Source organism: Lysinibacillus sp. 38-6 (assembly GCF_046245175.1).
In the GTDB taxonomy this organism is placed as follows: Bacteria; Bacillota; Bacilli; order Bacillales_A; family Planococcaceae; genus Lysinibacillus.
This window is the reverse complement of the sequence record NZ_CP176417.1, coordinates 1,410,188-1,425,790: the sequence shown is the minus strand read 5'-3', so window position 1 is coordinate 1,425,790 and position 15,603 is coordinate 1,410,188. Positions and strand designations below refer to the sequence as shown.

General features: G+C 40.1%; 13 protein-coding genes. 10 read left to right on the top strand and 3 right to left on the bottom strand.

The window, feature by feature from the left end; genetic code table 11:
* Positions 1–72 precede the first annotated feature (72 nt).
* The 7 genes from ilvB to leuD all read left to right on the top strand — a co-directional run bounded on the left by ilvB (position 73) and on the right by leuD (position 8,243).
* Positions 73–1,836: a biosynthetic-type acetolactate synthase large subunit gene (ilvB, locus tag ACKVEV_RS07410; RefSeq protein WP_409369761.1), complete on the top strand. Its 1,764-nt coding sequence runs from the start codon at positions 73–75 to the stop codon at positions 1,834–1,836.
* On the top strand, positions 1,833–2,348 hold the full coding sequence (ilvN, locus tag ACKVEV_RS07405) for an acetolactate synthase small subunit (protein ID WP_409369760.1): 516 nt from the start codon (positions 1,833–1,835) through the stop codon (positions 2,346–2,348). The genes ilvB and ilvN overlap by 4 nt, the downstream gene beginning before the upstream one ends.
* 95 nt (positions 2,349–2,443) lie before the next feature.
* The gene (gene ilvC / locus ACKVEV_RS07400; RefSeq protein WP_340824023.1) at positions 2,444–3,478 is read left to right on the top strand and encodes a ketol-acid reductoisomerase; all 1,035 of its coding nucleotides are present in this window, start codon (positions 2,444–2,446) and stop codon (positions 3,476–3,478) included.
* A complete protein-coding gene (locus ACKVEV_RS07395) occupies positions 3,465–5,006 on the top strand; it encodes a 2-isopropylmalate synthase (RefSeq protein WP_409369759.1) in 1,542 nt (513 codons plus the stop codon). Before ilvC ends, ACKVEV_RS07395 begins: the two co-directional genes overlap by 14 nt.
* Positions 5,007–5,093: 87 nt before the next feature.
* On the top strand, positions 5,094–6,194 hold the full coding sequence (gene leuB, locus ACKVEV_RS07390; protein WP_409369758.1) for a 3-isopropylmalate dehydrogenase: 1,101 nt from the start codon (positions 5,094–5,096) through the stop codon (positions 6,192–6,194).
* Between the two features lie 16 nt (positions 6,195–6,210).
* Complete coding sequence (leuC, locus tag ACKVEV_RS07385; protein ID WP_409369757.1) at positions 6,211–7,620, top strand: 3-isopropylmalate dehydratase large subunit; 1,410 nt, start codon at positions 6,211–6,213, stop codon at positions 7,618–7,620.
* A gap of 32 nt (positions 7,621–7,652) precedes the next feature.
* Positions 7,653–8,243: a 3-isopropylmalate dehydratase small subunit gene (leuD, locus tag ACKVEV_RS07380; protein ID WP_409369756.1), complete on the top strand. Its 591-nt coding sequence runs from the start codon at positions 7,653–7,655 to the stop codon at positions 8,241–8,243.
* 52 nt (positions 8,244–8,295) lie between these two features.
* On the opposite strand, the gene ACKVEV_RS07375 is transcribed toward leuD, so the two are convergent.
* A complete protein-coding gene (locus ACKVEV_RS07375; RefSeq protein WP_409369755.1) occupies positions 8,296–8,688 on the bottom strand; it encodes a hypothetical protein in 393 nt (130 codons plus the stop codon).
* Positions 8,689–8,800: 112 nt separating this feature from the next.
* On the opposite strand from ACKVEV_RS07375, the gene rbsK reads away from it, so the two are divergent.
* The gene (rbsK, locus tag ACKVEV_RS07370; RefSeq protein ID WP_409369754.1) at positions 8,801–9,685 is read left to right on the top strand and encodes a ribokinase; all 885 of its coding nucleotides are present in this window, start codon (positions 8,801–8,803) and stop codon (positions 9,683–9,685) included.
* Between the two features lie 257 nt (positions 9,686–9,942).
* A complete protein-coding gene (locus ACKVEV_RS07365) occupies positions 9,943–11,793 on the top strand; it encodes a dynamin family protein (protein ID WP_409369753.1) in 1,851 nt (616 codons plus the stop codon).
* A gap of 62 nt (positions 11,794–11,855) precedes the next feature.
* Here ACKVEV_RS07365 and ACKVEV_RS07360 read toward each other — a convergent pair whose 3' ends face one another.
* Positions 11,856–12,359, bottom strand: a complete 504-nt coding sequence (locus ACKVEV_RS07360; RefSeq protein ID WP_409369752.1) for a ferritin — start codon at positions 12,357–12,359, stop codon at positions 11,856–11,858.
* Positions 12,360–12,655: 296 nt separating this feature from the next.
* Positions 12,656–13,414 (bottom strand): TerC family protein, encoded by a 759-nt coding sequence (locus tag ACKVEV_RS07355; RefSeq protein ID WP_409369751.1) that lies wholly within the window; start codon positions 13,412–13,414, stop codon positions 12,656–12,658.
* A 423-nt stretch (positions 13,415–13,837) separates the two neighbouring features.
* Between ACKVEV_RS07355 and ACKVEV_RS07350 the strand changes: the two genes are divergently transcribed.
* Positions 13,838–15,574: an ABC transporter ATP-binding protein gene (locus tag ACKVEV_RS07350; RefSeq protein ID WP_409369750.1), complete on the top strand. Its 1,737-nt coding sequence runs from the start codon at positions 13,838–13,840 to the stop codon at positions 15,572–15,574.
* Positions 15,575–15,603 lie beyond the last annotated feature (29 nt).

The window sequence follows — 15,603 nt, the reverse complement described above, 5'->3', positions numbered from 1 at the left end:
AAAGTGTTCATGAACAAGAATGGGTAGTCGTATGCTGATGTGAATAGAAAGACAAGAAGGAGGCTTATTTTGATGAGTACAAATGTTTCAATCAATGAAAAAGAACAAGTAGCGACAGAAGAAGTAGAACAAACTTTTCAAGCGAAAGATGGTGCAGACGTTTTAATTCAAGCGCTGCATGATCAAGATGTTGAAATTATTTTTGGCTATCCTGGTGGAGCAGTACTTCAAATTTATGATGCCATGTATAAAAATCCTATTCGTCATATTTTAACGCGTCACGAGCAAGGAGCTATTCACGCCGCTGAAGGTTATGCGCGTGTCTCGAATAAACCGGGCGTTGTCATCGCGACAAGTGGTCCGGGTGCAACGAATTTAGTAACGGGTATTGCCGATGCAATGATTGATTCCATCCCTTTAGTCGTTTTCACTGGGCAAGTAGCAACAACAGTGATCGGTACGGATGCCTTCCAGGAAGCAGATATTATGGGTATTACAACACCGATTACAAAGCACAACTATCAAGTACAAGATGTTAACGATATCCCACGCATTGTAAAAGAAGCGTTCCATATTGCCAACACTGGTCGTAAAGGGCCTGTTGTCGTGGATTTCCCGAAAAATGTCTCGCAAATGCTGTTTGATGTGGAAAATCCACCAAAAGAACCGGAAGAAATTTATTTACCAGGCTATCAGCCAACGTATAAGCCGAACTATTTGCAAATCCAAAAGGCAATTCAAGCGATTTCATTAGCGAAAAATCCAGTTATTTTAGCAGGAGCTGGGGTACTTTTTGCTGATGCACGTGAAGAATTAACAACTTTCGCTGAAAAGTACCGAATTCCAGTAACCAACACGTTATTAGGTCTTGGCTCAATCCATGGGGAACATGAGCTGTTCCTAGGAATGGCCGGGATGCATGGCACAGTAACAGCGAATATGGCAATTACGAAATCGGATTTACTGTTAAATATTGGTGCGCGTTTTGATGACCGTTTAACGGGCAATTTAGCAACCTTTGCACCGAATGCGACCATCGTGCATATCGATATTGATCCAGCTGAAATCGGTAAAAACGTTCCGACTGATATCCCAATCGTAGCGGATGCAAAAGAGGCGCTTCAATCTTTATTGAAAAAAGACTTTGAAGCCCCAGATACAGCACAATGGCTAGCGTATTTAAACGATCATGCCAAAGAATATCCATTATGGTATTCAAAAGAACAGGGAGATACAGAAGTTTTACCACAGGAAGCACTAGAGCTTGTGCATAAAATTACTGAAGGTGAAGCGATTGTGACGACGGATGTCGGGCAGCATCAAATGTGGGCTGCACAATATTACCGTTTAAACAATGATCATGGATGGGTAACGTCTGGTGGACTTGGTACGATGGGCTTCGGCTTCCCAGCTGCAATTGGGGCCCAGTTTGCGAAGCCAGACAAAAAAGTTGTTTCAATTGTAGGCGATGCAGGATTCCAAATGACTGCACAAGAGCTTTCATTATTACAAGAATTCAACTTACCAGTAAAAATTGTGATTTTAAATAACAGTTGTTTAGGAATGGTGCGCCAATGGCAAGAAACCTTCTATGAAGAGCGTTATTCATCATCACTGATGCCGATACAACCAGACTTTGTTAAATTAGCGGATGCATACGGCATTAAAGGCTATCGTATTAACACAATTGATGAAGCAGAAAGTATTTTCCGTGAGGCATTGCTATCTGATGAACCAGCGTTAATTGATTGCCGTGTAAAACAGCTTGAATGTGTATACCCAATGGTTGCGCCAGGTAAAGGGTTACATGAAATGATTGGGGTGAAAAAGAATTGAAACGAGTAATAACAGTAACAGTGATTAATCAAAGTGGTGTGTTAAACCGAATAACAGGTTTATTGATGAAGCGTCAATTCAATATCGAATCAATCACAGTTGGTCATACTGAACAGCCAAACTTCTCTAAAATGACATTTGTTGTAAATGTAGAAGATGAGCGCAAAATTGAACAATTAGTGAAGCAACTATCGAAGCAAATTGATGTGTTAAAGGTCAATGACATTACAGATAAATCGATCGTGCTTCGTGAGCTAGCGCTTGTGAAAGTTATTTCACCACCAAATTTACGTCTGGAAATGAACTCGATTGTCGAACCGTTCCGCCCGCAAATTATCGATACGGCGAAAAACGTTGTGACCTACCAAGTCGTTGGACATCCAGAAAAAATTGATGCCTTTATTGAGCTCATTCGTCCATATGGCATTAAAGAACTAACGCGCACTGGTGCTACTGCATCTGTTCGTGAAACACAAAAAATCATGAATACGCAGCTCTCTATTTTAAAATAGTTTGCATATAAAATCGAAAATTGTGATGTTGTCCCGTCAAACGAGGTCATAATCACAACCAAAAAAATAAACCCAATATTAGGAGGAAACAAACAATGGCTACAATGTACTATGAACAAAACATCAACGAGGACGTATTAAAAGGCAAAAAAATCGCAATTATCGGTTACGGCTCACAAGGTCATGCACATGCATTAAACCTTAAAGAATCAGGGTTCGATGTTGTAGTAGGTGTTCGTCCAGGTGGATCTTTCGACGCAGCAAAAGCTGATGGTTTAGACGTTAAAACAGTTGCAGAAGCAGCTCAACAAGCAGATGTAATCCAAATCTTACTACCAGATGAGCGTCAAAAAGCAGTTTATGAAGCTGAAATTGCGCCTTATTTAGAAGCTGGTAAAGCGCTAATGTTCGCACACGGTTTCAATATTCACTTCGGTCAAATTACACCACCTGCGGATGTTGACGTATTTTTAGTAGCGCCAAAAGGCCCAGGACATCTAGTGCGTCGTCAATTCCAACAAGGTGCTGGTGTACCAGGACTATTTGCTATCCATCAAGATGCTACAGGTCAAGCAAAAGATTTAGCACTTGCTTACGGTAAAGGTATTGGCGCTGCTCGTGGCGGTTTACTAGAAACGTCATTCAAAGAAGAAACAGAAACAGATCTATTCGGTGAGCAAGCAGTACTTTGCGGTGGGGCAACACAATTAGTAAAAGCAGGATTTGAAACATTAGTAGAGGCTGGCTACCAACCAGAACTTGCTTATTTCGAAACATTACACGAATTAAAATTAATCGTTGACTTAATGTTTGAAGGCGGTATGGCGACAATGCGTTACTCTGTATCAGATACAGCTGAGTGGGGTGACTATGTTGCAGGTCCACGTATCATTGATGAATCCGTAAAAGGTCGTATGAAAGAAGTATTAACAGATATCCAAGATGGTACATTTGCTCGTCGTTGGATTCAAGAAAATGAAAATGGTCGTCCAGACTATACAAAATTCAAAGAAGCTGGTGCAAACCACCAAATCGAAGAAGTTGGTGCAAAACTACGTGCTATGATGCCATTCATCAACGAAGGTAAGGAAAAAGTTGTGAGAGAAGTGGCGACAAGTGCGAAAAATTGATATTTTCGATACAACGCTTCGCGATGGCGAACAATCTGCCGGAATTAACTTAAATACAGCAGAGAAAATTGAAATTGCCAAGCAATTGGAACGACTGGGTGTAACTATTATTGAAGCAGGTTTTCCTGCTTCATCGCCCGGTGATTTTGAAGCCGTACAGCGCATTGCTAGTACTGTAAAAAATTCGATTGTAACAGGGCTAGCTCGTTGCGTGCAAAAAGATATTGATACGACATGGGAAGCGATTAAAGTAGCAGAGCAACCACATATTCATATTTTTTTAGCAACATCGCCAATTCATATGGAATACAAGCTAAAAAAATCACCAGATCAGGTCGTAGAACAAGCGATTGAAGCAGTGAAATATGCAAAAAAATTCTTCCCACTTGTACAGTGGTCTGCAGAAGATGCCTTCCGCTCAGATCGTGAATTTTTAGTGCGTATTATGAATGACGTGATTGCCGCTGGGGCGACGACGATTAACGTACCGGATACAGTTGGCTACGCTTCACCTCAAGAGTATGGCGCATTATTCAAATTTTTACTTGAAAATGTCAAAGGTGCTGACAAAGTTAAATTCTCTGCACATTGTCATGACGATTTAGGTATGGCGACGGCTAACACCATCGCCGCAATCGAAAATGGTGCGACGCAAGTAGAGGGCACGATTAACGGTATTGGTGAACGTGCAGGCAATGTTGCGCTAGAGGAAATCGCGGTGGCACTTCATATCCGTAAAGATATTTATCCTGTCGAAACAGGTATTCATTTACAAGAAATTAAGCGTACATCTCAATTAGTCAGTAAACTAACGAATGTCGTGATTCAGCCGAACAAAGCAATCGTTGGGAAAAACGCATTTGCACATGAGTCAGGTATTCACCAAGACGGCGTGTTAAAAAATCCTGAAACGTACGAAATTATTTCGCCAGCCTTAATTGGCGAAGGTGAAGTGCCACTTGTCCTTGGCAAACATTCAGGACGTGCTGCTTTCCGTGATCGTGCTGAAACGATGGGCTTTACACTGTCAGATGAAAAACTAAATAAAGCTTTTGTTGAATTTAAACAGCTGGCAGATCGCAAAAAAGAAATTACGGAAGAAGATTTACTAACACTGCTTACAGAGCAACAAGTACAAATTGAAGATGTGCCATTATTTGAACTGAAAATGGTGCAAGTGCAATATGGTACAGAAAATATTCCAACTGCTACGGCAACTGTTGTGACGCCTGAAGGTCATGTGAAAAACGTAGTGGCAACGGGCTCAGGTTCAGTGGAAGCCATTTTTAATACGTTAGAACAGCTTGTGCCAGGTGCTGTCAATGTGATTGATTACCGTGTGAAATCGGTCGGCAAAGGGCGCGACGCACTTGGTGAAGCGGTCATTAATATCCGCTACGACGGTGTATCAACAACCGGACGAAATTCATCTCAAGATGTATTAGAAGCATCCGCGAAAGCTTATTTAAATGCGATTAACCGCCATTTAATTCAAGTAAGTCTTCGCGCTCAAGGACAACTCGTTTAATAGCTTTTGGCTCTCACCTCCTGAAGTTGGTGAGAGTCTTCCTAAAATAGCGTAACCATACTCTATAAAAAGAAAGGTGTTTTATAAATGGAGAAAAAAATTACAGTACTACCTGGCGACGGAATTGGGCCAGAAGTGGTTGCGTCAGCTATTCGTGTATTACAAGTAATCGGCAAACGTTTCAACCATACATTCCATTTAGGTTATGGAACAATCGGAGGCGCTGCCATCGATCAACACAATAATCCACTACCCGATGAAACCATTGCCATGTGTGAGGGCAGTGATGCGGTTTTATTAGGAGCAGTAGGGGGTCCGAAATGGGACAATAACCCACCAGAACTACGACCAGAAAAAGGATTATTACGTATTCGCAAGCACTTTGACTTATTCGCAAATTTACGTCCAGTAAAGGCGTTCCCGAGTTTACTAGATGCTTCACCTTTAAAACGTGAAGTAGCCGAAAACGTCGATTTAATGATCGTACGTGAACTTACAGGCGGCGTATACTTCGGGGAACCACGTATGCGTACTGAAAATGGCGCGATTGATACAACTGTTTACTCAACTGCGGAAGTAGAACGTATCGTTGAGAATGCCTTTGAATTAGCACGTTTACGTGGTGGCAAATTATGTTCTGTTGATAAAGCAAATGTACTTGAAACTAGCCGTTTATGGCGAGAAGTGGTAGAAGCGAAGAAAAAAGACTATCCAGATGTGGAAGTTGAGCACAACTTAGTGGATTCCGTAGCGATGAAATTAATTACAAATCCTTCGCACTATGATGTTGTGGTAACAGAAAATATGTTTGGAGATATTTTAAGTGATGAAGCCTCCGTTATTACAGGTTCACTTGGGGTATTACCATCTGCATCGATTCGCGGAGATAACTTTGGACTTTACGAACCAGTACACGGTTCAGCACCAGAAATTGCAGGGCAAGGGGTAGCGAATCCAGCTGCAACGATTTTGTCAGTCGCTATGATGTTACAATACTCATTTGGTCTAGCGGAAGAAGCAGCTGAAATCGAACGGGCAGTCAGTGCAGTATTTGATGACGGTTACTTTACTGCAGATCTTGCACGTGATGGAGGTCGCACATTATCTACAAATGAATGGACAGATAAAGTAATTAACGAAATTGATACAAGTTTTGTTTCGGAAAGTATTATGACAACATATATTTAAGAAATAGGTGAAGACAATGGGAAAAAATATAATTGAAAAGATTTGGGATAAACATGTTGTTTATCAGGAAGAGGGCAAACCGGACCTGTTATATATTGATCTTCATTTAATTCATGAAGTAACTTCTCCGCAAGCATTTGAAGGTTTACGCATGAATGGACGCAAAGTGCGTCGTCCTGATTTAAGTTTTGCAACGATGGATCATAACGTGCCAACGAAAAATCTACCGACAATCAATGACCCGATTGCACGCAATCAAATCGAAACATTGGCGAAAAACGCTGCTGAATTCGGCATTGAACTAGCAGGTATGGGTCACCCTGACCAAGGGATTGTCCACGTAATCGGCCCAGAATTAGGTTTAACACAACCTGGTAAAACAATTGTTTGTGGTGATTCTCATACATCTACACATGGCGCATTTGGTGCAATTGCATTTGGTATCGGTACTTCAGAAGTAGAACATGTAATGTCCACACAAACATTATGGCAAAACAAACCGAAAACAATGGAAATCCGTGTTGAAGGAGAGCTACCAGTTGGCGTTGCCGCTAAAGATATTATTTTAGCGATCATCTCCAAATTCGGCATCGGCGTTGGTACAGGGCATATTGTGGAGTTCACTGGAGAGGCAATCCACAAACTGTCAATGGAAGAACGCATGACGATTTGTAACATGTCAATCGAAGCAGGTGCAAAGGCTGGTCTTGTATCCCCAGACCAAATTACAGTCGAGTATATTCGTGGCCGCAAATATGCGCCACAAGGTGAGAAATTTGAAGAAGCGACTGCTTATTGGCTAAGTTTAGCATCAGATGAGGATGCGACATATGATGAAGTCCGCATTATTCAAGCGGAGGAAATTGAACCGATTATCACATGGGGAACAAATCCTTCAATGGGCGCTGGTGTCTCACAAAATGTACCAACGCAGGCAGATTATCAAGATGAGACGGATAAAGCAGCTCTTCGTAAAGCACTTGACTATATGGGCTTAGAAGAAGGGCAGCCATTAACGTCTATCGATATCCAATACGTATTTATCGGCTCATGTACGAACTCCCGTTTAAGCGATTTACGTGCCGCGGCAAATGTGATTCAAGGACGTAAAGTCCATGAAAACGTAACAGCAATCGTTGTGCCAGGCTCACATACGACAAAAAAACAAGCAGAGGCGGAAGGGCTAGACCAAATTTTCATCGCTGCTGGTTTTGAATGGCGCGAGTCAGGTTGCTCGATGTGCCTTGCGATGAATGATGATGTTGTGCCAGCTGGTCAACGCTGTGCATCCACATCGAACCGTAACTTCGAAGGTCGTCAAGGTGCAGGTGCGCGTACGCATCTCGTTTCACCACCAATGGCAGCCGCTGCAGCCATTGCAGGTCACTTCGTTGATGTGCGGGAATTCGTAAAGGAAACTGTGTAAAGTGCAATTTTACACGGAAGGGATGAATGAATATGGAACCAATTAATATCGTAAATAGTGTGATTACACCACTAGATCGTAAAAATGTCGATACAGATCAAATTATTTCAAAAGAATTTTTAAAACGCATTGAGCGCACAGGCTTTGGTCAATATTTATTTTATCACTGGCGCTATGATGCACAAGGTAATGAAGTACAAGACTTTGTGCTAAATAAAGCTGAATATAAAAACTCTAAAATTTTAGTTGCTCAAGATAATTTTGGCTGTGGCTCATCTCGCGAGCATGCACCGTGGGCTATTTTAGATTATGGCTTCAATGTTGTGATTGCGCCATCATTCGCTGATATTTTCCACAATAACTGTTTTAAAAATGGGATTTTACCAATCAAGTTAACAGAGGCAGAGTGCGATGAAATTTTAGCAAAAGGTTTAGCAAAACCTTATCATGTTGAAGTGAATCTTGAAGCACAAACTGTAACAGGCGAAGACGGTAAAGTCTATACATTCAATATTGATTCTTACTACAAAGATACATTATTAAATGGCCTGGATGAAATTGCGCTAACTATTAAATATGAAGAGTATATTGCGGCATACGAGGCACAACGTGTCGCTTATTAATTAGCAAGTACTAGGGCAAAAGAGACAAAGTGTTAGATTGACTACCATCAATCTAACACTTTTTTGCATAATGGGGTGTTGTTATCGCCGATATAAGGGAAGAAATCGCCGATAAAACTGGTGAAATCGTCGATACAGGGGAAGAAATCGTCGATACAGGGGAAGAAATCGCCGATACAAGGGAAGAAATCGCCGATAAAACGAGTGAAATCGCCGATACAAGGGAAGAAATCGCCGATAAAACGAGTGAAATCGCCGATACAAGGGAAGAAATCGCCGATAAAACGAGTGAAATCGTCGATACAGGGGAAGAAATCGCCAATAAAACGGGTGAAATCGCCGATATAAGGAAAGAAATCCCCGATAAAACGGGTGAAATCGCCGATACAAGGGAAGAAATCGCCGATAAAACGAGTGAAATCGCCGATACAAGGGAAGAAATCACCGATAAAACGGGTAGAATCGCCGCTACATCGAAAGACTTGGAGCGAGTAAGCCTTTGTCTTTCTATTGTTTACTCGGTAAAATGGTTAAGAACAATGGAAAGGATGATGTAGATGATTACTGTAATCGGCAGTTTAAATATGGATTTAGTTATAGAAATGGCGTATTTCCCTCAGCAAGGAGAAACCGTACTAGGGGACCAGTTTCAAACAAGTCCGGGTGGAAAAGGGGCTAATCAGGCGATTGCTGCGGCACGTTTAGGAAGTGAAGTAACAATGATTGGCTGTGTCGGCAATGATAGCTTTGGCGATACTTTGCGAACGGCTTTAGCACAAGAACATATCAATACGAAATCACTTATAACAACATCACAACCAACGGGAATTGCCAATATTTTAGTGCATGACCAAGATAACCGTATCATTGTCGTGCCAGGTGCAAATTATCAACTTGAACCAGCTCATATTGAAGCAGTAAAGGACGTCATATCTCGCAGTCAAATGGTGATTTTACAACTTGAAATTCCAAAAGAGACAATTGCTTATGCTTTAAAATTATGTAAAGAAGCACATGTTCCGGTGTTATTAAACCCAGCACCAGCGGCAAATTTTGATATGCAGTGGATGGAAGACATTGCTTACATCACACCGAATGAAATCGAATGTGCTCAGCTTTTTGGAGACGATGTTGATCGTATACTAGAAAAGTATCCTAATAAACTCATTATTACTTTAGGTAGTGATGGTGCACGGTATTTTGATGGCGAATATCCTATACATGTTCCTGGTTATATGACAAAAGCAGTGGATACAACTGGAGCGGGGGATACCTTTAACGGTGCACTCGCCTATGCATTAGTAGAAGGGCAAACGTTAGATGAGGCAGTGTACTTTGCAAATATTGCAGCCTCCCTAACAGTCGAGAAATTAGGTGCGCAAAGCGGTATGCCAACACTTAGCCAAGTGTATGCGAGAATGGCCGGTTTTGACGAAGAGTAAATAACGAGCTTCAAAACAAGGAGGCCGTTGTCATTTTTAGTCATAAGGTATCATAAAAGACTATCATTTTATTTACCTAGTTGTATAATAAATATGAAAAATACAGTAATACTAACTAAGAAGTAAATCCTATTTGTGACAATTTCAACTAAGTAGTTTGTCCTTTTTTGTTATTAATTTTCATGACATTGTATAAGAAATAGAATCGTTTCATTTATAATGAAACGATAGATACATAATGAAAAGAGGTTTTGAGGATGACGAATATTGACACTACGCCAATCGACTATACAGCCTCAGCGAATAATATTTTGCCACAGTTTGTGGATCATTTACGGCAACTGCACAGCATTATTGTACAAAATACATATGTAAAAGATACAGCTAAGCACTTAAATCGTATAATCCAAGATGCAAACAATCAAACAATGGTACTGATAGTCGGGAAAGAAGGAGTAGGAAAAACAACCCTCGTGAATGGACTTCTTGGTCGGTCCATTTTACCCGTAAGCGATCAAAATCCGACAGGGGTTAATACGTTTTTACGTTACGGCGAGCACGAGGAAATTAAAGCTTATTTTCTAGATGGTATGGTGGCAATATTTGATATGAGTAAACTAGAATTGCTCACGACGGGCGATACTTTCGCCTCGGAAATTTTACGTGAACATCTTGATTATCTAGAAGTATATGTTAAACATGATTTATTAAAATCTGTTACCATAATCGACTCGGTATCATTGGAAGCAGGAGGAGGAGAAATGGCCTATTTCTCTGAATCATTAATCAATCGAGTGGATGAAATATTTTGGGTGTTACGCTCGGAATCGATGGCCATTGACGCAGAAATTTTATTAATCGAGACGTTAAAAAGCAAAGGGGTAGTGCCACTTTGTATCGTCAACGGAATTGATGCTACGTCTAATACGGATGCATTTATTCAATCGGAAAAAGAACGCATTGGCCATTTATTAAGTGATTTTGTTGCGATTTCAGCGGTAGATGCCTTGGAAGCACAACAAACTGACAATAAAGAACTATGGCAGCAAAGCCAATATGACCATCTCATTGCGCAAATTCAACGTGTAGCGATGAATAGTGATAAAAAAACGTACGGAATTATCATTCGTTTTTTACAATGGCTAGAACGTTTCCGATTTGAATTATTGGTCATCCCCCAACGTGATCCATTTGTTTCAGCCGTTGAAAACATTGAAAAATTTGCTGGTGATACTCAATATGAATTTTCCCGTTACCAACGCGATTTAGCGATAGTGCAAGAATATGAGCAAGAGTATGCACAAGTGGCAAATACGTTTAAAGACGTACAAACACTCTACCAGCTTCTACAAACAATCTCACAACATGATTATTTACAAGATGAGAAGGTGCAGAAGTTCACGGAATTAGCTGTTCACTATCAACAAATGTTACGTGAATATCGCAATATGCATAGTGAATTTTCACGAGAATATGATCGCTTAGATGCTCAACATAAAAAAATCCATGGTAAAGGCCTGATGAAAGCCATCTTTGGTCAACATACCCAAAATGAGTTTTTCAAAGAGCGTGTACAAAAATTAAATGAACAGCAAGAGGTTTGTGTTGCGCAGTTTGCGAAAGTAAGCGAAGCGGAAGCGGCTATAGTTGAAGAACTACAAGCGATTCAACAGTATTTAGTTGAGTTATCGTCAAAACGTTTAGCTCGTATTGAGAGAAGGGTGAAAGAGCTAAATCAGCAACGCGCAAATGAAAAAAGCCAATTAAAATTATATGCAGCAAAATTAAATGAATTTTCATGTTTAATTGAAGCCCAAGGATATATTAAGGACCAAATTCAACCATTTTTAATGGATGACAGCATGCCACTACGCGATAAAGATCAACAAATGCTAACAGAAACAGTCAACAGCATCCTGACAATTGATTTATCGAAGAACGGCTTGCTAGCTAGAAGTCAGGTGAATAATAAAATGGAAAGTGAAGCAATTCCATTTACTGTCGCTAGTAAGTATCCATTACACGCATTGCAATTGACTGAGACGGATGTCAAATCAACCGATATTCCAGCCATACCGAATAAATTAGAAATTCAATACGGGGAATAAGATTAGCAACAACTGTAAAAAAAGCAACGAAGCTTAAATGCTTCGTTGCTTTTTGTCATGTATTATTCAGCAGGTGTAAATGTGCGTGTAGCTAATTCAGCATCAAGCATAAAGATGGCATTCGAATCATTTTCAATGCGTTCAATTTTACGTATTAACGTATCGAATGTTGATTCTTCTTCCACTTGCTCATCGATGAACCATTTTAAAAATGCCATTGTTGCGTGCTCACGTTCATCTAATGCAATATCAGATAAATTGTAAATACGACGTGTTACTTCTTTTTCATGGGCCATGGCTGTTTTAAAGGCATGCAAAATCGAATCAAAATGATTTTCTGGACTGTCAAAGCCGTGGATTGTTGCACGATAGCCCATATCACTTAAAAAATTATAAAATTTCATTGCATGGAAACGTTCTTCTTCCGCTTGGACTAAAAAGAAATTAGCAAAACCATCGTAATCTTGATCTGTGCAATAGGCTGCCATTGCCATATAAGCATGCGCTGAGTAAAATTCAAAATTCATTTGTTCGTTAAGTGCTGTGTGTAGTTTTTCTGATAACATAAATGTTCCTCCCTTTGCAGTAAATACCTACTACTTCTCCTAGTATATAGCGAAAGGTGGCCTTCATACAGATAAATCTATTTTTCACTATAAATAGTGCAGATATTCGTGATGGTAGAGGAGGAATCGCCACTAAACTAGTGTCAATCGCCAATAAAGTAGAGCGAATCGCTACTAAACTAAGTGAAACCGCCACTAAGGCAGAATGAATCGCCTTTAAATGTAAGTCAATCGCCATCAACGATTATAAAAAATTCGCCAAGACATGATGTCTAGGCGAATTTTAAAAGTAGCGATTATGCTTCTTTCTTTTGGTTTTTTACACCTACTAAGTAACCACTTAGCGCGATAGCGACTAATACAATCCAGAATGTCGCCTTCCAAAGTGTTGAGTGAGGGAAATCGTGTGGAATAACCCCTAATTTTTCATGTGCTAAAGTTAAGACGGCTAACTTTACACCAACCCAACCAACGATGAGGAAGGCCGCCGTTTCAAGTGACGGGAATTTTTCCAGCACTCGTACGAACCAGCGTGCTGCAAATCGCATCATAATAACCCCGATAATACCTCCAAGGAACATGACACCGAATTGTCCTACGTTAATGCCACCAACATCAAAGTTCCCTAAATGCGGTAATGTTACAGCGATGGCTACTGCCGCTAAAATAGAATCTACCGCAAACGCAATATCTGCAAGTTCCACTTTAACAACCGTCATCCAGAAACCAGATTGTTTTTTAGGTTCTTTAATTTCATCTGATTGTCCCGCGGCTTTCCGTGAATCATAAATATGTTTAATTGACATAAACAATAAGTAAGCAGCACCTAGAGCTTGAATTTGCCAAAAATTCACGAGTGTTGTAATTAAAAATAATGCGGCAAAACGGAAAATAAATGCTCCTACTAATCCGTATAATAATGCCTTTTGTTGTTGAGCTTTTGGTAAATGTTTAACCATTACGGCCATTACGACCGCATTATCTGCCGCTAAAAGACCTTCTAGTACAATTAATACGACTAATACCCATGCGTATTCTAATAAAATAGCTTCCAAATGTATTTCCTCCTTTATTTTGGACAGAAGAGAGTAGAATGCTCTTTCCTATTGTTGTTTTTAGGCAAAAGAAAAAGACCCATGCCTAAAAAATAGGCAAAGGTCTTGCTAAGCATCACTATTTGGAAGCTCCAAATAATAAACAGTACTCATCGTGTTGATGAGCTTGCTATCACACCCGATGGCAATGGCCATGTAATGACGAATGTGAAATCAGATACATCGATCGCATCTGCTAGCTACTCCCCTTTGACAGAAATGTCAAAAGCTATTCAATTCTTCTTACATGAATTATAGCACGTAAAGAGCAAAAAGCAAATAAAAAAGTTATTCTATACTTAAAATTCGGTTTCCGAATTATTCTCACAAGTGGTAGTATTGGAGATAAGTGAAATTTTTTAGCAACTTAGAGGGGAGACACGTATGTATAAAAAGTTTTTTTCATACTACAAACCGCATAAGCGATTATTTGTCATCGATTTTTCCAGTGCCATTGTTGTAGCCATACTAGAGCTTGCTTTTCCTTTAGCCGTACAATGGTTTATTGACAAATTATTGCCAACAGGGGAATGGAGCATGATTGTCAAAGTAAGTATTTTGCTATTGCTCGTCTATGCGCTTAGTACAGTACTTAATTTTATCGTCAATTATTTAGGACATAAACTGGGTATTAATATTGAAACCGATATGCGGCAAGAACTGTTTAATCATGTTCAGCGTCAATCGTTCCGTTTCTTTGATAATACAAAAACCGGCCATATTATGAGTAGAATTACCAATGATTTATTTGATATAGGTGAGTTTGCACATCACGGACCGGAAGATTTATTCATTGCGATTATGACCTTTGTTGGAGCGTTCGTCATTATGTTCAATGTCAATCCTACACTTGCGCTCATCGCAGCTATTATGGTGCCATTTTTAATGTGGCTTGTCACGGTGAGTAACATCAAGATGAACAATGCATGGAAAACATTGTACGTGAAAATCGCTGATGTCAACGGTCGCGTAGAAGATAGCGTGTCAGGCGTACGCGTCGTAAAATCTTTTACAAACGAAGCGTTTGAAATGGAACGTTTTAAAGAACAAAATGGGTTTTTCCGTTCAGCAAAATTATACGCCTATAAAATTATGGCAGGCGCACATTCAAGCATTTATATGATGACGCGTTTATTAACATTAGTCGTCCTTGTTGTCGGCTCTTGGTTAAGTTTTAATGATAAATTATCATACGGTGGGCTAGTCAGCTTTGTCTTATATACAAATGTTTTGATTAAACCAATAGATAAAATTAGTGCGTTGCTAGAACTTTATCCGAAAGGCATGGCAGGCTTTAAACGTTTTCGTGAGTTGATAGAGCAAGAGCCAGAAGTACAGGATCGAGTTGATGCACAGCCTGTAACACATTTATGTGGAGATATTTCGTTTAAAGCGGTTGATTTTAATTATGATACGTCAAAAGCTGTGTTACAGAACATTTCTTTTGATGTACGTGCAGGACAAACTATCGCATTTGTTGGACCATCTGGTGCTGGGAAAACAACTATATGTTCGCTCATTCCGAGGTTTTATGATGTCCATAGTGGGGCCATTACAATTGACGGCATCGATATTCGTCAAATGACACAATCTTCTTTACGTGCACAAATCGGCATTGTCCAACAGGATGTTTTCTTATTTACAGGGACAATTCGAGAAAATATTGCTTACGGACGTTTAGAGGCAAATGATAAAGAGATTGAAGAGGCGGCTAGAAGAGCGCATCTAGAGTCATTTATTGCGGAACTGCCGGACGGTTATGAGACACAAATTGGTGAGCGTGGCTTAAAATTATCGGGTGGTCAGAAGCAGCGTATTGCGATTGCGCGTATGTTTTTAAAGAATCCACCGATATTAATTTTGGATGAGGCAACTTCTGCGCTCGATACCGAAACGGAAATGATTATACAGCAGTCGTTAGCAGAGCTTGCTGAAAATCGAACGACGTTGATTATTGCCCATCGACTTGCGACCATTCGTAACGCGGATCGAGTGCTAGTTGTTACCGAAAACGGTATAGAAGAGGATGGCACATATGATGAACTCGTAGCGCAAGACGGCATTTTTGCCAAACTCCATCATATTCAATTCCGCAAAACTGAATTGGAAAAAGTTTTATAAAAATAGCAAGAGGCATCGAGTAAAGTACT

Excerpts from the sequence above, each read along its gene's own strand:
- ACKVEV_RS07350 (WP_409369750.1), top strand. The coding sequence starts at position 13,838 with ATGTATAAAAAGTTTTTTTCATACTACAAACCGCATAAGCGATTATTT.
- rbsK (WP_409369754.1), top strand. The coding sequence starts at position 8,801 with ATGATTACTGTAATCGGCAGTTTAAATATGGATTTAGTTATAGAAATG.
- ACKVEV_RS07360 (WP_409369752.1), bottom strand. The coding sequence starts at position 12,359 with ATGTTATCAGAAAAACTACACACAGCACTTAACGAACAAATGAATTTT.
- leuC (WP_409369757.1), top strand. The coding sequence starts at position 6,211 with ATGGGAAAAAATATAATTGAAAAGATTTGGGATAAACATGTTGTTTAT.
- leuB (WP_409369758.1), top strand. The coding sequence starts at position 5,094 with ATGGAGAAAAAAATTACAGTACTACCTGGCGACGGAATTGGGCCAGAA.
- leuD (WP_409369756.1), top strand. The coding sequence starts at position 7,653 with ATGGAACCAATTAATATCGTAAATAGTGTGATTACACCACTAGATCGT.
- ACKVEV_RS07365 (WP_409369753.1), top strand. The coding sequence starts at position 9,943 with ATGACGAATATTGACACTACGCCAATCGACTATACAGCCTCAGCGAAT.
- ilvB (WP_409369761.1), top strand. The coding sequence starts at position 73 with ATGAGTACAAATGTTTCAATCAATGAAAAAGAACAAGTAGCGACAGAA.
- ilvC (WP_340824023.1), top strand. The coding sequence starts at position 2,444 with ATGGCTACAATGTACTATGAACAAAACATCAACGAGGACGTATTAAAA.